Source organism: Geodermatophilus nigrescens, from assembly GCF_900129495.1.
GTDB lineage: Bacteria > Actinomycetota > Actinomycetes > Mycobacteriales > Geodermatophilaceae > Geodermatophilus > Geodermatophilus nigrescens.
Window position 1 is genome coordinate 1072518 of sequence record NZ_FQVX01000001.1, and the last position, 18525, is coordinate 1091042.

The 18525-nt window shown below is 76.6% G+C and carries 17 protein-coding genes; 9 read left to right on the forward strand and 8 right to left on the reverse strand.

All coding sequences use genetic code 11. From position 1 onward, the window contains the following. Positions 1-26: 26 nt before the first annotated feature. Entirely contained in the window at positions 27-1181 is a 1155-nt protein-coding gene (locus BUE37_RS05390; RefSeq protein WP_073419040.1) for an acyl-CoA dehydrogenase family protein, read from the forward strand. After that, a complete protein-coding gene (locus BUE37_RS05395) occupies positions 1174-1851 on the forward strand; it encodes a PaaI family thioesterase (RefSeq protein ID WP_073419041.1) in 678 nt (225 codons plus the stop codon). The genes BUE37_RS05390 and BUE37_RS05395 overlap by 8 nt, the downstream gene beginning before the upstream one ends. Before the next feature lie 16 nt (positions 1852-1867). Here BUE37_RS05395 and BUE37_RS05400 read toward each other — a convergent pair whose 3' ends face one another. The 5 genes from BUE37_RS05400 to BUE37_RS05420 all read right to left on the reverse strand — a co-directional run bounded on the left by BUE37_RS05400 (position 1868) and on the right by BUE37_RS05420 (position 7193). Then, positions 1868-3883 (reverse strand): HNH endonuclease signature motif containing protein, encoded by a 2016-nt coding sequence (locus BUE37_RS05400; RefSeq protein WP_245794292.1) that lies wholly within the window; start codon positions 3881-3883, stop codon positions 1868-1870. Between the two features lie 82 nt (positions 3884-3965). Beyond that, on the reverse strand, positions 3966-5084 hold the full coding sequence (locus tag BUE37_RS05405; RefSeq protein WP_073419043.1) for an NAD-dependent epimerase/dehydratase family protein: 1119 nt from the start codon (positions 5082-5084) through the stop codon (positions 3966-3968). A gap of 9 nt (positions 5085-5093) precedes the next feature. Then, entirely contained in the window at positions 5094-6359 is a 1266-nt protein-coding gene (locus BUE37_RS05410; RefSeq protein WP_083628311.1) for an MFS transporter, read from the reverse strand. After that, positions 6356-6937: a winged helix-turn-helix domain-containing protein gene (locus tag BUE37_RS05415; protein ID WP_073419044.1), complete on the reverse strand. Its 582-nt coding sequence runs from the start codon at positions 6935-6937 to the stop codon at positions 6356-6358. Before BUE37_RS05415 ends, BUE37_RS05410 begins: the two co-directional genes overlap by 4 nt. A gap of 58 nt (positions 6938-6995) precedes the next feature. After that, a complete protein-coding gene (locus BUE37_RS05420) occupies positions 6996-7193 on the reverse strand; it encodes a hypothetical protein (protein ID WP_073419045.1) in 198 nt (65 codons plus the stop codon). Between the two features lie 147 nt (positions 7194-7340). Here BUE37_RS05420 and BUE37_RS05425 point away from each other — a divergent pair, with 147 nt between their 5' ends. The 3 genes from BUE37_RS05425 to BUE37_RS05435 are packed head-to-tail and all read left to right on the forward strand — an operon-like array spanning position 7341 to position 11949. Further along, positions 7341-8834 carry an MFS transporter gene (locus BUE37_RS05425; RefSeq protein WP_073419046.1) on the forward strand — a complete coding sequence of 498 codons (1494 nt, stop codon included), beginning with the start codon at positions 7341-7343 and terminating at the stop codon, positions 8832-8834. Continuing rightward, the gene (locus tag BUE37_RS05430) at positions 8831-10522 is read left to right on the forward strand and encodes an NAD(P)/FAD-dependent oxidoreductase (RefSeq protein ID WP_073419047.1); all 1692 of its coding nucleotides are present in this window, start codon (positions 8831-8833) and stop codon (positions 10520-10522) included. Before BUE37_RS05425 ends, BUE37_RS05430 begins: the two co-directional genes overlap by 4 nt. Beyond that, complete coding sequence (locus tag BUE37_RS05435; RefSeq protein ID WP_073419048.1) at positions 10519-11949, forward strand: ATP-binding protein; 1431 nt, start codon at positions 10519-10521, stop codon at positions 11947-11949. Before BUE37_RS05430 ends, BUE37_RS05435 begins: the two co-directional genes overlap by 4 nt. 4 nt (positions 11950-11953) lie before the next feature. On the opposite strand, the gene BUE37_RS05440 is transcribed toward BUE37_RS05435, so the two are convergent. Next, a complete protein-coding gene (locus BUE37_RS05440; RefSeq protein WP_073419049.1) occupies positions 11954-12787 on the reverse strand; it encodes an alpha/beta fold hydrolase in 834 nt (277 codons plus the stop codon). Between the two features lie 60 nt (positions 12788-12847). Here BUE37_RS05440 and idi point away from each other — a divergent pair, with 60 nt between their 5' ends. The 4 genes from idi (at position 12848) to BUE37_RS05460 (ending at position 15414) form a co-directional block, all read left to right on the forward strand. After that, positions 12848-13393, forward strand: a complete 546-nt coding sequence (gene idi, locus BUE37_RS05445; protein ID WP_245794294.1) for an isopentenyl-diphosphate Delta-isomerase — start codon at positions 12848-12850, stop codon at positions 13391-13393. 87 nt (positions 13394-13480) lie between these two features. Then, a complete protein-coding gene (locus tag BUE37_RS05450) occupies positions 13481-14263 on the forward strand; it encodes a polysaccharide deacetylase family protein (RefSeq protein ID WP_073419051.1) in 783 nt (260 codons plus the stop codon). Between the two features lie 112 nt (positions 14264-14375). Beyond that, on the forward strand, positions 14376-15149 hold the full coding sequence (locus BUE37_RS05455) for an SDR family NAD(P)-dependent oxidoreductase (protein ID WP_073419052.1): 774 nt from the start codon (positions 14376-14378) through the stop codon (positions 15147-15149). Positions 15150-15162: 13 nt separating this feature from the next. Beyond that, positions 15163-15414: a hypothetical protein gene (locus tag BUE37_RS05460; protein ID WP_073419053.1), complete on the forward strand. Its 252-nt coding sequence runs from the start codon at positions 15163-15165 to the stop codon at positions 15412-15414. Positions 15415-15459: 45 nt separating this feature from the next. On the opposite strand, the gene BUE37_RS05465 is transcribed toward BUE37_RS05460, so the two are convergent. Both BUE37_RS05465 and BUE37_RS05470 read right to left on the reverse strand, forming a co-directional pair. After that, the gene (locus BUE37_RS05465) at positions 15460-17841 is read right to left on the reverse strand and encodes a SpoIIE family protein phosphatase (RefSeq protein WP_083628464.1); all 2382 of its coding nucleotides are present in this window, start codon (positions 17839-17841) and stop codon (positions 15460-15462) included. Then, positions 17838-18479: a biliverdin-producing heme oxygenase gene (locus BUE37_RS05470; protein WP_073419054.1), complete on the reverse strand. Its 642-nt coding sequence runs from the start codon at positions 18477-18479 to the stop codon at positions 17838-17840. Before BUE37_RS05470 ends, BUE37_RS05465 begins: the two co-directional genes overlap by 4 nt. Between the last annotated feature and the right edge of the window lie 46 nt (positions 18480-18525).

Consider the following 18525-nt stretch of genomic DNA (forward strand, 5'->3'; position numbering starts at 1 on the left):
AGGCCTCCGGACGGCACCATGGGGGCGTGGACGCCGAGGACTTCACGCAGATCAGGGACGCGGTGCGCCAGCTCGTGCGGGAGGTGGTGGTCCCCCGCGAGGAGGAGATCGACCTCCACGACCGCATCCCCGAGGAGCTGCGCGGCGCCGCCGCCGACATGGGCCTGTTCGGCTACGCGCTGCCCGAGGAGTACGGCGGGCTCGGCGTCTCGATGAGCGAGGACGTGGAGCTCGCGTTCGAGTTCGGCTACACGACGCCGGCGTTCCGCTCCCTGTTCGGCACCAACAACGGCATCGCCGGGCAGGTGATCGCGCGCTTCGGCAGCGAGGAGCAGAAGAAGGCCTACCTGCCCCGGTTGGCGGCCGGTGAGCTGATCGGCTCGTTCGCGCTCACCGAGGCCGAGGCGGGCTCGGACCCGGCCGGCCTGCGCACCGCCGCCCGCCGCGACGGGGACGGGTGGGTGGTCAACGGGGCCAAGCGCTACATCACCAACGCGCCGCTGGCCGACCTGTTCGTCGTCTTCGCCCGGACCGACCCGGAGGAGAAGGGCGGCCGGGGGATCTCCAGCTTCGTCGTCGACGCGAAGGCGTCCGGCGTCACGCTCGGGCCCAAGGACGTGAAGATGGGCCAGTCGGGGGCGTGGACCTCCGAGGTGTTCTTCGACGACGTGCACGTGCCGGCCGACGCGCTGGTCGGCGAGGAGGGGCGCGGCTACTCGAAGGCGCTCACCGTGCTCTCCCGCGGGCGGTTGCACATCGCGGCGCTGTGCGTGGGGATGGCGCAGCGGGTGCTCGACGAGTCGGTGGCCTACGCCGCGACGGCGAAGCAGGGCGGTGCCCCGATCGGCCGGTTCCAGCTGGTGCAGGCGCTGATCGCGGACATGCACGCGGAGACGGTGGCCGGCCGGGCGATGGTGCGCGAGGTGGCCGCGCGGTACGACTCCGGTGAGGACACCTCGATCGGGCCGTCGTCGGCGAAGCTGTGGTGCAGCGAGATGGTCGGCCGGGCCACCGACCGCGCCGTCCAGGTGCACGGCGGGCTGGGCTACCTGCGCACGACGCCGGTGGAGCGCTTCTACCGCGACGCCCGCCTCTACCGGCTCTACGAGGGCACCAGCGAGGTGCAGCGGGTGATCGTCGGCAGCGGGCTGCTGCGCGCGGCCGGCATGCCGCGTGGCTGAGCCGCTCACGCCGGAGGGGCGCGCCGCCCGGCGGGCGGCGGTCGGCGAGCTGGGTGACGCGCTGCGCGAGCTGGTCGACGCCGCCGTACGGACCGAGGTGCCCGACGCCGAGCTCGAGGCCGCGGCGGTGGCCGCGCGGGAGCTGGCCGCGCGGCTGCGCACCGCGGGGCGCGGCCTGTACGACATCGCCCGCGTCGACGACCCGGAGACGGGGGAGCGCTGGTACAGCCCGGTGTACGGGCCGGGCAGCCCGGTGGCGCCGCCGCTGGTGGCCACCGACAGCCCGGACGGGCGGGCGACCGGCCGGGTCACCGTGGGCAAGCCGCACGAGGGGCCGCCCGGGCTGGTGCACGGCGGGGTGGTGGCCACGCTGCTCGACCACGTGCTCGCCCGCGCCCTGCGCGCGGCCGGGCGGGGCGGGCTGACGGCCACGCTGACCGTCCGCTACCGGCGGCCGGTGCACCTGGGCGTCCCGCTGCTGCTCAGCGCGGAGATGGGCGAGACCGTCGGCCGGCGGACCACGGCGCACGCCCGGCTGGTGGCCGAGGACAGTCCCGAGGTGGTGCTCGCGGAGGCGGAGGGCCTGTTCGTGGCGCTGCGCGCCGAGCAGGCCGCGGACGTCTTCGCCGCCACCGGCCGGTCGGTGGGCGCCTGGACCAGCCGGAGCTGACGGTTCCCCGTCGCCGTCAGTACGGGGGCGGCTCCGTGCTCGCCGTGAGTCCGCTCGGGGTGGTGACGGTGAGGGTGCCGTCGGGCTGCAGCGTGTGGGTCCAGCCGGGGGCCTGGTGCTTGCCGCGGTGGTGGCCGGTGCAGAAGCCGGTGAGGTTGCCGGCGGCGGTCGCGCCGAGCGGCCAGGGGGTGCCGTGGTCGAGTTCGCCCCGCTTGGGCACGGGTCGGCGGCAGCCGGGGAAGCGGCAGCGGCGGTCGCGGGCGCGGACGTGCCGGTCGAGGGCGGCACCCGGGCGGTAGCCGTCGGTTCCCCTGGGTGCGGCGAGTCCGGTGCCGGCGCGGGCGGCGCGGCGCAGCTCCGGTAGGTCGGTGAGGGTGAGCAGGGCGCCGGTGAGGGCGTCGGTGACCGCGATGCGGGGCCGGTCGGCCAGGCCGCCGCCGGCGGTGCGGTCGAGCAGGTCGGCGAGGTCGAGGCGGGCGTCGTCGGTGGCCGCGGCCAGGGCGCTCAGGGCGTCCGGTGCGGCGGTGACCCGCCCGGCGGGACTGGCGGCCCAGGAGGTCTCGTCGGCGGTGTCGGCGCGCTCGGCGGTGGCCACCAGGCGCCGGGCACGCCCGACCGCCTGCTCGGCGTCGAGCAGGGCGGCGCCGGCGTCGTCCACCGCAGCGTCGGCGCGCGCCCACCAGCTGTCGGGCTCGGGTGGGCCGGCGTTGTCGGGCGGCGGGTCTGGGTCGTGGTCGGCCCGGTCCTCGGAGTGGTCGGCCCGGTCGTCGGGATCGGGGTCGTCCCGGGGTGGCGCCCAGCCGGGTGGTGGCCAGGGTTCGTCGTCGTGGGCGGGGTCGAGGTCGGCGTACAGCTCGCCGGTGGCGACCCGGCGTTCGATCTCCGCCCACCAGGCGGCGTCGGCCTCCAGTTCGGCGATGTGCTGGGCGATGGCGGCGTCGCTCAGGCCGCGCAGCGGGTCCTCGCCCTTGACCAGGCTGACGCCCTCGGCCGTGCCGGAGGCCGCGGTGCGCTCGGCCGTGGTGTCTTCGGCCGTGGTGTCCTCGGCCGTGGTGTCCTCGGCCGTGGTGTCCTCGGCCGCGGTGTCCTCGGCCGCGGTGTCCTCGGAGGGGGTGGTGCGCGCGCCGGTGAGGGCGGCGAGCAGGGCGCGGACGACCTCGGCGGGGACGACCTGCCCGTCGATCTCGCACGGCTGGTCACCGCCCAGCAGCGCACCGACCGGAGCGACCACGGTGAGCACCACCTGCACCGGCGACAGCCCGTTCGCCCCGGGCCGCAGCACCAGGTCCAGCAGGGCGTCGGCCATCTTCTGGCCGCGGGTGCGCCCGTCGTCGAGCAGCGCATCGGCGTAGGCGCCCAGCGCGGCCATCAGCGCCGCGGCTTCGGGAGTGGTGAGCAGTGCGGAGACGACCGCCATGCCGTCGCAGGAGTCCGGTCGGTACGAGAGGCCGCGCCGCGTGATGGCCCGCGCCAGGTCCTCGGCGGCCGACCGGGCCTTGCGCTTGAGCACCTCCCGGCGGGCTTTGTCCCGCAGCTGCGCCGGGGTGCACACCGTCCCCCGGCGGGTGGCCCAGGCCAGGAGGTCCCGCTCCAGCGCGGCGCGCACCGTGTCGTCTGCGATCGGTGCGACGTGGTCGAGCAGCGCGGTGACGTGCCCGGCGTGGACGGCGCCGGCCTCGAGCGCGTCGAGGGTGGCCGGGAGCCGGTGCACGAGCGTCAGGGAGGTGGTCAAGAGGGACTCGGCGGCGTGAGAGGTGAGCGACAGGGCGATCGACAGCTCCTGGGTGGCCCACTCGCTCACCGACCGCAGCAGCTCCGGTCGCACAGCCCACCGGTCGGCCGACATCGCACCCCGCGTGCCCTGCGGCCGGTCCACCGACGCAGGACGGGACAGCGCGAACGCCGCCACCGCCCGGTACCGCAGCGCCGACTGCCGCGACACCTCCCGATCACACGCCTGCGCCAGCCCCAGCGGCCCGGACGCCCGCCCCACGGCAGGCGTCCCGGCGGGAGCGGGCAGGACCGTCGTCACGCCTTCGATCATACGTTCGAACGGAGACGCGAACAACCCCTGTGGACAGGAGAGAACCGCTGGTCAGCGGCGCGCCGACGCCTCAGTCGGGGCGGCGGTTCGGCACGTTGCGCGGGTCTCCGGCCGGGTCGTGCTCGCGGCCGCCGGAGGCGCTCAGCAGCGGTCCGGGGCCGCCGTCGCCCCGGGCGAGCGCGGCGACGAACTGGCGCAGCACGTCGTCACCGCGGTGGGCCGGCTGCCAGCCCAGCTGCGTGCGGGCGCGCGCGGTCTCCAGCACCGGCGACCGCAGGCCGAGGTCGAGCCAGCCCGGCTCCGTGGGCGTCAGGTGCGCGCGGAAGGCCGCGGTCAGCCCGGCGCGCAGCACCGCGGCCGGCACGGGGATCCGCGTGGTCCCGAGCGCACGGGCCAGGCCGTCGGCGTCGAGCGCCGGGTCGGCGGAGAGGTTGAACGGGCCGGGTGCGCGCCGGTCGAGCATGCGGGTGATCGCGTCGGCGACGTCGTCGGCGTGCACGAGCCCCACCCGCAGCGACGGCAGGGGGAGCGGCAGCACCGACGCCACCTGCGCGGGAACCAGGCGCGCGGCGCCGAACAGCAGCGGGCCGAGGAAGTAGCGGCCGATCTCGCTGGCCGCCTCCGGCTGCAGCACGAGGGTGGGGCGGACGACGGTGAGCGTGACGTCCTGCCTGCGGCCCACCACCTCGCGCACCACGCGCTCCGCCTCGGACTTCTGCCGGCTGTACTGCGACGACGGGATGCCGGTGACCGGCCAGTCCTCGGTCACCGGCCGGGCGCCCCCGCCCGCGGCGTACGCGCCCAGCGACGACATGTGCACGACGTGCTGCACCCCCGCCGCGACGGCGGACCGCATCACCCGCCGGGTGCCGTCGACGTTCGCCTTGTGCAGCTCGTCGCTCTTCCGCCCGGGCTGCAGCGCCCACGCGAGGTGCACGACGGCGTCGACGTCCTCGAGCAGGTTGGTGAGCGCCTGCTCGCTCGCGGTCTCGCCCAGGTCGGCGTGGTACCAGGTCACCGACGAGTACGGCTCGGTGTCCGGCGGTTGCCGGCGGGCCAGGCCGCGGACCTCCGCCACCCCGCTGCCCGGTGCGGTCAGCCGGCGCAGCAGCGCGGTGCCGACGTTGCCGCTGGCGCCGGTGACCGCGACGCGCAGGCCCGAGAGGTGTGCCTGGGGGAGCTCAGCCATGACCCGCCGCTACCCGGTGCGCGACGCGGCAACCGGTGACCGGGACCGCAGCCCCAGGGATACGAGCCCGGTGAGCAGCGCGGCGACGGCGGCGCCGAGGAAGCCGGCGGACAGCCCCGCGGCGTCGGCCAGCCGGGCCAGGCCGAGGGAGCCGCCGAGCGCCCCGATCTGCAGCGCGAACGACGACGCCGACAGCGCCGTGGCCCGCCGCCCCGCGCCCACGCGCCCGTGCAGCACCGACTTCCACAGCGGCCAGGCGGCGGCGTTGCCCACGTAGAACACGGCGAACAGGGCGGTCAGGGCGACCGGGCCGGCCAGGGGCACCGCCGCGATCGCGAGCGCCCCCACCGCGGCCAGCCCGGCCGCGGCCACGGGACCGGAGCCCCGGGCCAGCCGGCGCGCGGCCGGCGCGAGGAGCGCCCCGAGCCCGGCCGCCGCGAACGACACCGCCATGACGACGCCGAACAGCGTCGCCCCGGACGCGCCGCTGCCGGTCAGCTCCGCCGCGTACAGCGGGCCGAGCAGCTCCAGCGTGGACAGCACCGCGCCGACCAGCAGCGAGACCGCGAGCACCCGCCGCAACAGCCGGTCGCGGGCGACCAGCCGGGCGGTGTCCCGGACGACGGCGGGCACGGCCCGCACGCCGGCCCCCGCGTCCGCCAGGCGCCGGCGCGGGGCGCCGGGCGGGTCGACGACGAGCAGCGCGACCGCGACCGCGGACACCGCCGTCAGCACCGCCGCGGCGAGCACCGGCAGGACGAGGGCGTCGTCGCCGGCCCGGCCGGACAGCAGCGGCAGCAGGCCCCCGACGACGGCGCCCAGGCACAGGCCCGCGCCGTCGGCCGCGCCGGCGCGGGACAGGCCCGGCGCGACGTCGGCGTCCGGGTCGGCGGCGCGGACCGTGTCGACGTACCAGGCCTCCAGCGGGCCGGAGTCCAGCGCCCGCCCGACACCGCGCAGCGCCTCGGCGACCGCGAACGCGGCCACGCTGTCCGCGAACCCGAGGGCGACCAGGCCGGCGGTGCTGAACACGGCGGAGGCGACCAGCACCGGCCGGGTGCCGAGGGAGTCGGCGAGGCCGCCGGTCGGCAGCTCCAGCACCAGGACGACGACGGAGTACACGGCGATCACGACGCCGACGTCGGCCGGCGACAACCCGCGCGAGGCGGCCAGCAGCACGGTGACCGGCGCGCTCAGCCCCACCGGCAGCCAGCGCAGCGCGGTGAGCCCGACGAACCGCCGGCCGGCCGCGCGGACCGTCAGCGACGCGCTCATCCCGGGTCCTCGGACAGCGGGAAGAGGTCGACCAGCACGTGCACGAGCGGCCGGCCGGGCTCCTCGCGGGTCGCCCGCCAGCGCTCCAGGACGCCGTTGAGCTCCTCGGTCAGCTCGGCGGCGGCCTCGGGGGAGAGGCGCAGCGCCCAGTCGTTGAGCGAGACCGCGTCGCGCCAGGCCGGCTCGAGCTCCTCGCGCTGCTCGGCGTGCGCGGCCAGCATCCGCCGCTGGCGGCCGAGCAGCTGGTGGGTGAGCTCCTCGAGGACCTCCCGGCCGCCGGGCCGGTCGACGAGGTCCTCGGTGCGCCAGCGGGTGCTGCGGTGGCGGGCGCGCCACCAGCGCTCCCGCGCGGTGCCCTCACCGGGCACCTCCTCGACCAGCCCGAAGCCGGCGAGCTGGCGCAGGTGGTAGCTCGTCGTCCCGCTGCTCTCGCCCAGCCGCTGGCCGAGCCGCGACGCGGTGGAGGGGCCCTCGGAGCGCAGCAGGGCGAGCAGGCCCGTGCGCAGGGGGTGGGCCAGTGCCCGCAGGGTGCGCGGGTCGCTGACGTCGACGGTGTCCTCGGGGGGCAGGTCGGGCACGCGCCGAGGCTACGGGTGCAGAGAACCCTTTGCAAAGACTTCTCTGCACCCGGCCGGGTCAGCCGTCGGAGTCCTCGCCGTCGGTCGCGTCCTCGACCTCCTGCTCGGCGTCGTCGACGCCCTCCTCCACGTTCTGCTGCACGTCGTCGTCGACGACGTCGGACCCGCACGCGGCGGTCGTGAACGACGCGGCGGCGACGGCGACGCCGGCCAGGGCGACGCGCCAGCGGCGGCGGGGGGTGGTGGCGGTGGACATCGAGGCCTCCTCGGCTCGGTCGGTCAGGACCCCGGGGGTGCCCCGGGCGCCCGCCGCCCATGCGGGACCGGGCTCGTTGACAGCCCCGGTGCCGCGGGGAAGGCTCCGTGCGTGACGTCCCGGCCGCAGCCGGACCGCGGACTGCGGATGGGCACTCCCCAGGGGCGCTGGGTCCTCCTCACCACCGTGCTGGGGTCGAGCCTGGCGATGCTCGACGGCACCGTCGTCAACGTCGCGCTCGAGCGCATCGGCGCCGACCTGGACGCCTCGTTCACCGGCCTGCAGTGGACGGTCAACGCCTACACGCTCACCCTCGCCTCGCTGATCCTGCTCGGCGGCTCGCTCAGCGACCGGCTCGGCCGGCGGCGCGTGTTCGTCGTCGGTGTGGTCTGGTTCGCTGCGGCGTCGCTGCTGTGCGGCCTGGCACCCGACGTCGGCACGCTCGTGGTCGCCCGCGCGCTGCAGGGCGTCGGGGGAGCGCTGCTGACCCCGGGCAGCCTGGCCATCATCTCGGCGTCCTTCGCCCCCGAGGACCGCGCGGCGGCCGTCGGCGCGTGGTCGGGCCTGGGCGGGGTGGCCGGCGCCGTCGGGCCGTTCCTCGGCGGGTGGCTGGTCGAGTGGAGCTGGCGGGCGGTCTTCCTGGTCAACCTGCCGGTGGCGGTGCTCATCGTCGCGGTGGCGGCCAAGCACGTCCCCGAGACGCGCGACCCGGCCGCCGCACCCGGCCTGGACTGGACCGGGACGGCGCTCGTCGTCGCCGGCCTGGGCGGGCTCACCTACGGGCTGACGACGGCCGACGGCGGCGGGCCCGGCGCGCTCGCGTGGATCGCCGCGGGCGTCCTCGCGCTCGCCGCCTTCGCGGTCGTCCAGCGCCGGTCGCGGCACCCGCTGGTGCCGCCGGTGCTCTTCCGCAGCCGGGTGTTCACCGCGACCAACGTCGTCACGCTGCTGGTCTACGCCGCGCTCGGGGTCGTCTTCGTGCTGCTGGTGCTGCACCTGCAGGTGGTCGCCGGGTTCAGCCCGCTGGTCGCCGGGACGGCGTTGCTGCCGGTCACCGCGCTGATGCTGCTGTTCTCCGCCCGGGTCGGCGCGCTCGCGCAGCGGATCGGCGCCCGGCCGCTGCTCACCGCGGGGCCGCTGGTCGCCGCGGCCGGCCTGCTGCTCCTGCTGCGGGTCGGTGAGGACGCCTCCTGGGTCGGCGACGTGCTGCCCGGCACGGTCCTCTTCGGTGCCGGCCTGACCCTGCTGGTCGCGCCGCTCACCGCGACCGTCCTCGACGCCGCCGAGGACCGCTACGCCGGCGTCGCCTCCGGCGTGAACAACGCCGTCGCCCGCGCCGCCGGGTTGCTCGCCGTCGCCGTGGTGCCGGTCGTCGCCGGCATCGGCGACGACTACACCGACCCGGACGCGTTCGCGGCGGGCTTCCGCACCGCCCTGCTCATCTGCGCGGGGCTGCTCGTCGCCGGGGCGCTGGTGGCCGCGGCGGCGGTCCGCCGGCCGCCCGAGCGCCCCGCCGGCGGCCGCCTGCCGGTCGAGGAGTGCCTGCACTGCGGCGTCGACGGGCCGCAGGTCCACCCCCGGATCCCGGCCGGCGGCGGCGCGGCCGCCGGCCCCCACCCCGTTCCCCTGGAGGAGTCGTGACCACGCCCCCCGAGTCCCCCGCGCCCGGCGCCCGGGCCCGCCCCGTCCTGCTCACCGTCGACGACGACCCCGGCGTCTCGCGCGCCGTCGCCCGCGACCTGCGCCGCCACTACGGCGAGCGGTTCCGCGTGGTGCGCGCGTCCTCCGGCGAGGAGGCGCTCGACGCGCTGCGCGAGCTCAAGCTGCGCGGCGACCGGGTGGCCGCCGTGCTCGCCGACTACCGGATGCCGGGCATGGACGGCATCGAGTTCCTCGAGCAGGCGATGGACCTGTTCCCCCGCGCGCGGCGGGCGCTGCTCACCGCCTACGCCGACACCGACGCCGCCATCCAGGCGATCAACGTCGTCGACGTCGACCACTACCTGCTCAAGCCGTGGGAGCCGCCGGAGGAGAAGCTCTACCCGGTCGTCGACGCGATGGTCGAGACCTGGGCGGCCAGCCCCGACGTCGCCGTCGAGGACGTCAAGCTGGTGGGCCACCACTGGTCGGCGCCGTCGTTCGCCGCGCGGGACTTCCTGGCCCGCAACGCGGTGCCCTACCACTGGTACAGCGTCGAGGAGCCCGAGGGGCGGCGGCTGCTCGCCGCGGCCGGGGCCGCGCCGGAGGACGTGCCGCTCGTCGTGCCGCCGGGCGGGGACGCGCTGCTGGCGCCCACCGAGGCCGAGCTCGCCGCCGCGGTCGGGCTGACCGTCGAGCCGAGCACCGACTTCTTCGACCTCGTCGTCGTCGGCGGCGGCCCGGCCGGGCTCGGCGCCGCGGTCTACGGCGCCTCCGAGGGGCTGCGCACGGTGCTCGTCGAGCGCCAGGCCACCGGCGGGCAGGCCGGGCAGAGCAGCCGCATCGAGAACTACCTGGGCTTCCCCGACGGCGTCTCCGGCGGGCAGCTCGCCGACCGCGCCCGGCGGCAGGCGGCCAAGTTCGGCGCCGAGGTGCTCACCGCCCGCAAGGTCACCGCGCTGGAGGCCCGCGGCCCGGCCCGGGTGGTGCACTTCGCCGACGGCGGCAGCATCGCCGCGCACGCCGTCGTCCTCGCCACCGGCGTCTCCTACCGGACGCTGCCGGCCGCCGGCGCCGACTCCTTCACCGGCCGCGGCGTCTACTACGGCTCGGCGCTCACCGAGGCCGAGGCCTGCGCCGACCAGGACGTCTTCGTCGTCGGCGGGGCCAACTCGGCGGGCCAGTCGGCGGTGTTCTTCTCCCGCCACGCCCGCTGCGTCACCCTGCTCGTCCGCGGCCCGTCGCTGGAGGCGTCGATGTCGCACTACCTCATCCAGCAGCTCGCCGACCTGCCCAACGTCGTCGTCCGCACCGGCACCACCGTCACCGCCGTGCGCGGCGGGGACCACCTGGAGGAGATCGACCTCGCCGGCCCCGACGGCGGGGTGCACACCGCGAAGACGTCGCACCTGTTCGTCTTCATCGGCGCCGAGCCGCGCACCGACTGGCTCGACGGCGTCCTCGACCGCGACGACCACGGCTTCGTGCTCACCGGTCCCGAGCTGCTCGTCGACGGCGAGCGGCCACCGGGCTGGCGGCTGCAGCGCGACCCGTACTTCCTCGAGTCCGGCCTGCCCGGGGTGTTCGTCGCCGGCGACGTGCGCGCCCAGTCGGTGAAGCGGGTCGCCTCCGCCGTGGGCGAGGGCGCCATGGCCGTCACGCTGGTGCACCGGTACCTGGAGGAGCGGTGAGCGCGCCGACCCGCCTCGCGCCCGACGAGCTGCGCGAGCTGTTCCTCTTCGGCGACCTCGACGCCGAGCAGCTGGCCTGGGTGGCCTCGACCGGCGACGTCGTCGACGTGGCCGCCGGCAGCGACGTCTGCACCGAGGGCGAGCCGGCCGAGTGCTTCTACGTGCTGCTGTCCGGGACGCTGCGGATGACGCGGCGGGTGGGCCGCGACGAGGTGGAGACCGCGCGCACCGACCACCGCGGCGTCTACGCCGGCGCGGTGCAGTTCTACCTCGGCGACCAGGTGTCGCAGGTCTACCCGTCGTCGGTGCGCGCGGTCACCGACTGCACGTTCCTGGCCCTGCCGGCCGGCGAGTTCGCCGCCGTGTTCCGCCGCTGGTTCCCCATGGCGGTGCACCTGCTGCAGGGCCTGTTCCTCGGGAGCCGCAACACCGAGGAGCTCGTGGCGCAGCGGGAGCGGCTGCTGGCGCTGGGCAAGCTGACCGCCGGGCTCACCCACGAGCTCAACAACCCGGCGGCCGCGGCGTCGCGGGCCACCGCCTCGCTGCGCGAGCGGGTGGCCGGCATGCGGCACAAGCTCGCGCTGCTGGCCGACGGCCGCTTCGACGGCGAGCAGCTCCGGCGGCTGACCGAGCTGCAGGAGCGCTTCGTCGCCGGGATCGACGGAGCCGTGGAGCTCACCGCGCTGCAGCGCTCCGACCGCGAGGACGAGCTGTCGGACTGGCTCGACGACCACGACGTCGCCCGGCCCTGGGAGCTCGCGTCGGTGTTCGTGCCGGCCGGGCTCGGCCCCGCGGAGCTCGACCAGGTGGCCGGCGCCGTCGACGAGGACTTCCTCGAGCCCGCGCTGCGGTGGCTCGCCTACACGGTGGAGACGGAGCTCCTGCTGGCCGAGATCGTCGACAGCACCGCCCGGATCACCCACCTGGTCGGCGCGGCCAAGCAGTACTCGCAGCTGGACCGCACCCCGCACCAGCCCACCGACCTGCACGAGGGGCTCGACGCGACGCTGGTGATGCTCAGCGCGAAGACCGGCCCGGGCATCCGGGTGGTCAAGGAGTACGACCGGTCGCTGCCGCCGGTCCCCGCCTTCGCCGCCGAGCTCAACCAGGTGTGGACCAACCTCATCGACAACGCGCTCGACGCGATGGCGGGGGAGGGCACGCTGACGCTGCGCACCGCGCTGGACGGGGAGTCCGCCGTCGTGGAGGTCGCCGACACCGGGCCGGGCATCCCCGAGGAGCTGCGGCGGCGGGTGTTCGAGCCGTTCTTCACCACCAAGCCGGTGGGGCAGGGCACCGGGCTCGGCCTCGACGTCGCCTGGCGGATCGTCACCACCCGGCACGGCGGCGTGCTCAAGGTGCGGTCGCGGCCGGGGGAGACGCGGTTCGTGGTGCGACTGCCCCTGGCCGACGGGCCGCCCGCCTGAGCGCTCAGGCGGCTGCGCGGGTGTGCGCCACCACGAGCTCGGCGGCGCGCTCGGCGGCCAGCTCGGGGATCCAGTGCGGCACGCCCTCGAGCACCTCGAGCCGGTAGGGACCGGTGACGAACTCGCGGGTGCGCTCGGTGGCGGTGCGGCCGAGGAAGGGATCGCCGGTGCTCCACACGTGGAGCACCGGCACGCCCACCCGGCCGACGGCGTCGCGGGCGGCCAGCGGCACCGCGCGGTACCAGGCCAGCGCGGCCGGCAGGGCGCCCGGCTCGCGCATCCGGTCGACGTAGCGGTCGACGGCGTCCGGCGGCAGGCCGCCGTTCTCCAGGACGCCGCGCAGCGCCGCGCCGTCGCGGGCCAGCAGCAGCCGCTCGGGCAGCACCGGCAGCTGGAAGGCGGCCATGTAGGACGAGCGCAGGCACTGGTCGCTGGTGAGCAGGGCCTTGGTGACGGCGCCCGGGTGCGGGGTGGACAGCGACGTCACCGTGCGGACGCGGCCGGGGTGCCAGGCGCCGAGCGCCCACGCGACCGCGCCGCCCCAGTCGTGCCCGACGACGTGCGCCCGCTCGATCCCGGCCGCGTCGAGCAGCGCGACGACGTCGCCGGCCACCGCGCGCAGCCGGTAGGGCGAGCGGCCGGAGGGGCGGGCGCCGGGGCTGTAGCCGCGCTGGTCGGGGGCGAGGGTGCGCAGCCCCGCGCCGTGCAGCAGCGGCGCCATCCGGTCGAAGGCGGAGGAGTCCTGCGGGAAGCCGTGCAGCAGGACGACCGGCTCGCCGTCGGGCGGGCCGCCGTCGCGGACGTCGAAGGTCAGGCCGTCGTTGCGGAACCGGTCCATGTCCCCCCGGTGCCCGGAGGGCCTGTGGCGGAACCCCCGGCGTCGGGGAGGATGGGCGGCGTGACGGTGACCGCGGCGGAGCTGATCGTGCTGGTCGACGACGACGGGGCGCCGATCGGCACCATGCCCAAGCCGCTGGTGCACCACGGGGAGACGCCGCTGCACCGCGCGTTCTCGGCCTACCTGTTCGCCGACGACGGCCGGCTGCTGGTCACCCGCCGCGCCGAGGACAAGCAGACCTTCCCCGGCATGTGGACCAACACCGTCTGCGGCCACCCCGGGCCCGGTGAGGACGACGCCGCCGCGATCGCCCGCCGCGCCGCGCAGGAGCTGGGCCTGCAGGTGGCCGACCTGCGCCCGGCGCTGCCCGGGTACCGCTACCGCGCGGAGTTCCGCGGCGTCGTGGAGAACGAGGTCTGCCCCGTCTACCTCGGCCGCTTCACCGGCACGCCCGACCCCGACCCGAGCGAGGTGGGGGAGTGGGAGCTGCTCGGGTGGGCCGACTTCCGCCGTCGCCAGGAGGCCTCCCAGTTCGACGAGTGGTCGCCGTGGTGCCGGGAGCAGGCGCGCCTCATCGAGCAGGCCGGGCTGGTCCCGGCGGCGTAGCCGGAACCCCACGCAGCGTGCCCGGCGCGCGAGCGCCGCTGTGTCGCTGCCCGGGACGCGCCGCGGGGTGCTCCTAGCGTCCGCCGCGTGGACCGCCGGGGCTTCCTGTACCTCCTCGCCGCCGGGCTCACCGGCGCCGCCGTCGGGCGCGGCGCCGCCGGCCTCGACCTGGCCGCACCCGACCCCGCGCCCGCCCGGACGCCGGCGCCCGCGACGCCGACCGGCCCGGGCGGCATCGTCGCGGCCCCCGCGCCGGCGGGCGTGGTGCAGGAGCTGCCGGGGGACGGCCCGCAGCTGGCCCTGACCATCGACGACGGCAGCAACGGCGAGGTGGTCGCCGCGCTGGTCGCCCTGTGCCGCGACACCGGCACCCGGCTGACCTTCTTCCCCAACGGCAGCTACCGCACGTGGGGCGACAACGCCCGCGACCTGTGGCCGCTGATCGAGTCCGGCAAGGTCGCCTTCGGCAACCACACCTGGTCGCACCCGGACCTCACCACCGTGTCCGACGCCGAGGTCGCCGAGGAGCTGCGGCGCAACCAGGACTTCATGCGGCGCACCCTCGGCGTGACCGCCACCCCGTTCTGGCGGCCGCCCTTCGGCTCGCACGACGAGCGCGTCGACGCCATCGCCGCCGACCTCGGCCACCCGACGACGGTCATGTGGAACGGCACCTTCGACGACGGCCGGGTGGTGTCCGCCGAGGGGCTCATGGCCGCCGCCGAGCAGTGGTTCACCGCCCGGGCGATCGTCGTCGGCCACGCCAACCAGCCCTCGCTCACCGCGGTGCTCGACCAGATGCTCGCGCTGGTCGAGAGCCGGCAGCTGGTGACCGTCACGCTCGCCGACGCCTGGGCCGCCCCCGCCTGACCCGCCGTCCGCGCGCGGGAGGCGTCCCGACCTGCGGGGCGCGCGGTCCTCGGCGAGAGTGGCGGGGACGGATCGTGATCACGGCCCCGCGCGGGCCGGAACGGAGGAACGGGTGGCAGGGGAGCTCAAGGGCCGCGTGGCGCTGGTCACCGGCGGGGCCAGCGGGCTGGGCCGGGCGACGTGCGTGTCGCTGGGCGAGGCCGGCGCGCACGTCGTCGTCGCCGACATCGACGCCGACGGCAGTGCGCGGACCCGCGACCTGGTGACCGACGCCGGCGGCAGCGCCGACGTCGTCACGCTCGACGTGACCGACGACGCGGCCCGCCGCGCGGTCGTCGCGCAGCTCTTCGACCAGCACGGGGACGCCTTCGACCTGCTGGTCAACGTGGCCGGCATCGACCGCCCGGGCTACATCACCGACATCGACCTCGACGACTACCGCCGGGTCATGGCGGTCAACTGCGAGGGGCCGGTCTTCCTCACCAGCGAGTTCATGAAGCGGGTGCAGCACCTGCCCGAGGGCCGCACCGCCGACGTCGTGCACATCGTGTCGCTGTCGGCGATCACGTCGGGCAGCGGCGCGATCGCCTACAACGGCTCCAAGGCCGGCTTCCTCAACGCCACCCGCTGCATCCAGCGCGAGCTGCGGGAGAAGGCCGTGAAGGCCGAGGACGGCAGCGAGCGGCCCTTCCCGGCGCGGGTCATGAGCGTCATCCCGGCCGCCATGGACACCCCGATGATGGAGCAGTGGGGCATCCCCGGGCACCTGATGATGCCGCCCGCGGCGGTGGCCGACGCCGTCCGCACGCTGGTCACCATGCACCCGGCGGCGTACGTGCCGGAGATGCAGATCGTGCCGCGGCTCGAGCCGAACTTCCCGCGCTGACCGGAGGGCGACCGTGACCGACCCCGACCTGCCCGACAGCGGCATGGCCTCCGGCTCCGACGCCGGGCAGCCGGGCGAGCGCCTCGGCACCGGCGACCTGCGCCCCGACGAGGAGCGCCTGCTCGCCGAGCTCGCGCGCGGCGTCGACCGCGCCCCGCAGGACAACGACGCGGAGGTGCGGGCGGCCGAGGACGAGGCGCCGCTGCCGGCCGACGGCGGCGCTCAGGGCGACGGCCTGGAGGCCGGGTTCTCCGACCCGGCGTGACCGGGACGGGCGGCCGGTGCGGGGAGACCCGCGCCGGCCGGCCCGTCAGCTCCGGAGGCGGACCGCCACGAGCGCGACGTCGTCCTCGGCGCCCTCCGGCACGAGCCGGGCGAGCACCGCGTCGCTGACCTCCTCGACGGAGGCGTCGCGCAGGTCGGCGAGGGCCACGCCGAGGCGGTCGATGCCGTCGTCGAAGCCCTCGTCGCGGCGCTCGACGAGCCCGTCGGTGTAGAGCAGCAGCGTCGAGCCGGCCTCGAGCCGCACCTCGGCGTCGACGCGGGGAGCCGCGGGGCTCACGCCCAGCAGGAGCCCGGGCCGGCCGCCGGTCAGCGTGACGGCGGTGCCGTCGGGGCCGGCGGTCACCGGGGGCAGGTGCCCGGCGCTCGACCAGCGCAGCGTCGCCGCGCCGCCGTCGTCGGACGGGGAGAGGCGGGCCACCAGCACGGTGGCCATCGCCCGGAGGTCGAGGCCCTCGATCGCGGCGTCGAGCCGGCCGAGGACCCGCGCCGGGCTGTCGCCGTTGTCGTAGGCGATGCCGCGCAGCAGCCCGCGCAGCTGCGCCATGCACGCCGCGGCCTGCACGTCGTGGCCGACGACGTCGCCGATCACGAGCATGGTCGAGCCGTCGGGCTGGCCGAAGACGTCGTACCAGTCGCCCCCGACCTGGGCCTCGCGGGTGGCCGGCACGTAGCGCACCGCGACCTCGAGGCCGTCGGTGGTCGTCGGGTCGGACAGCAGGCTGCGCTGCAGCGTCTCCGCGGCCCGGACGATGCTGCGCGAGCGGGCGTAGAGCGCCTCGAGCAGGTGCCCGCGCAGCTGCAGGACCTCTCCGCGCTCCTGCGGCGTCCACGGCTGCGAGCGCTCGCGCACCGTCTCCCGCCAGCGGTCGAAGCTCTTGCGCGGGCTGAGCCGCACCTCGTCGCCCTCGCGCTCGGCGAGGGCCTTGTTGTGCGGGTCGCCGCCCCAGTCGACGTGCCGTACGGCCTCGCGGCGGTGCCACAGCACGTACTGGCCCTCGGGCAGCGGCAGGACGAGCACGCCGCAGACGAGGTCGAGCGGGACGCCGAGGTGCGGGGCGTCCTGCTGCAGCGCGTCGGTGGCGACCAGCTCCTCGCCGCGCGCGGCCGCCCAGGACACGACGCGCTCCAGGACGTCGCCGGGCAGTGCCTCGCCCTTGGTCCCGCTGCTGCCCTGCAGGCAGACCGTGACGCCGTCGGCGGGCAGGACGTCGAGCAGGCTCGTGCCGCCCAGCAGCGTGTCGGCGAGCGGGCGGTCCTCGTCGAGGGTGGCGGCGGTCAGCCACGCCATCGTCGAGCGCACCTGCAGTGCCCGGTGCACCTCGTCCTCGGCGGTGCGGTCGACCAGCCGCAGCGACAGCGTCGAGCCGAGGAACTCCGCGGCCGCGCGGGTGGCGAACGGCGGCTGGTGGGGGCCGGCGTAGTGGTGGCAGGCGATGAGCCCCCACAGCCGGTCGTCCTGCAGCAGCGAGATCGACATCGAGGCGCGCACGCCCATGTTCTGCAGGTACTCGACGTGGATGGGCGAGACGCTGCGCAGCGTCGAGTAGGTCAGGTCCAGCGGCTGCCCGGTGGCCGGGTGCGCGACCGGCTGGATGCGGCTCGGCTCGTAGTCGACGTCGCTGATCAGCCGCAGCCAGTTCTTCTCGTACAGCGCCCGCGCCTGCGCCGGGATGTCGGAGGCGGGGTAGTGCAGGCCGAGGAAGGAGTTGAGGCCCTCGACCTTCGCCTCGGCCACGACCTCGCCGTTGTAGTCGGCGTCGTAGCGGTAGACCATCACGCGGTCGAAGCCGGTGAGGGCCCGGACGGCGCGGGCGGTGATGTCGTAGAGGTCCTGGAGGCTGCTCGCCCGGTTGAGCTCGGTGACCGTGCCGCGCACCGCCTGGTAGGTGTTCGGGAAGGAGAACGGCCGCGGCCCGCGGGCGTGCTCCAGCTCCACCACGAGGTTGGTGAGCGGCGGCTCGCCGTCGACCGGCTGGCCGTGGCCGTCGCGGGCGCCGCCGAGGACGGCGCGGTGCAGGATCGCGTCGACCGGGACGGGGTCGCCGTCGACGTCGAGGGTCACCTCGACCGGGTTGCGCTCGCGCAGGTCGCCGAAGGCGCTGGCCGAGCGGACGATCGCGTCGCTCGGCGCCACGCCGAGGACGTCGGCGAGCGGCCGGCCGAGCGCGTCGGACCAGACCACCCCGGTCAGCCCGGCGAGGTTCTCCGAGGCCTGGACGACGACGAGATCGGGCTCGCTGACCGCCAGCAGGACGCCGCGCGGCTGGACGCTGCCCGGGACGTGGATGGGCTCGCGGGCGCAGTTGTCGAGGTCGACCGGTTCGCCCGGGGCCAGCCAGGCGACGTCTGCCCCGGCGGTGTCGGCCCCGGCGGTATCCGCCCCGGCGGTGGCGTCGACGTCGGTCACGCGGGTGCCCCCTGCGGCCGGGCGGCGGGAGCGCACCAGCCGGCGAGGACGGCGAAGGTCGAACGGGCGGCGGCCACGACGCGGCCGGCGTCGCCGCCGTCCTCCACGTGCGCGCGGGTGAACCGGCGGAAGGCCGCCCACATGGCGCCGGTGTCCTCGCCGTAGGGGCTGAACGCCCGCAGCCGGGGGCCGCCCGCGAGGCCGGGGAGCGAGGCCAGGTGCCGGTCGATGAACGTGCCGCCCAGCGTCGAGCCCTCCAGCACGTACATCCGGCCGAGCGCGGCGTCGGTGTCGGGGACGGCGGGCAGCTCGGGCCGGTCGCCGTCAGCGGGGTCGGCGCCCAGCGCGGCGAGGTCGGCGGCGTAGACCTCGGCGCGGCGGCGGCGGTCCCACTGCAGGGCCGCGGCGTCGGCGGGGTGGGCGGCGGCCCACGCGTCGAGCCCCTCCTCGGCGGCGCGCCAGAAGGCGTGCAGCAGCGCCAGCACACCGACCAGGCGGCCGGCGTCCAGGTCGTGGTCCATGAGCGCGAGGGTCGTCTCGACCTGCTCGTGCTCCACGGCGGTGGCCGTGCGGAGGTCCCGGAGGACGTCGCCGGCGCCGCCCGCGTCTCGAGGCAACGCCTCTCCTCCCGCAGCCATCAGCCACCCGAGGGTAGGCCAGGCCGCTGACGCCGTCGCGGCGAGA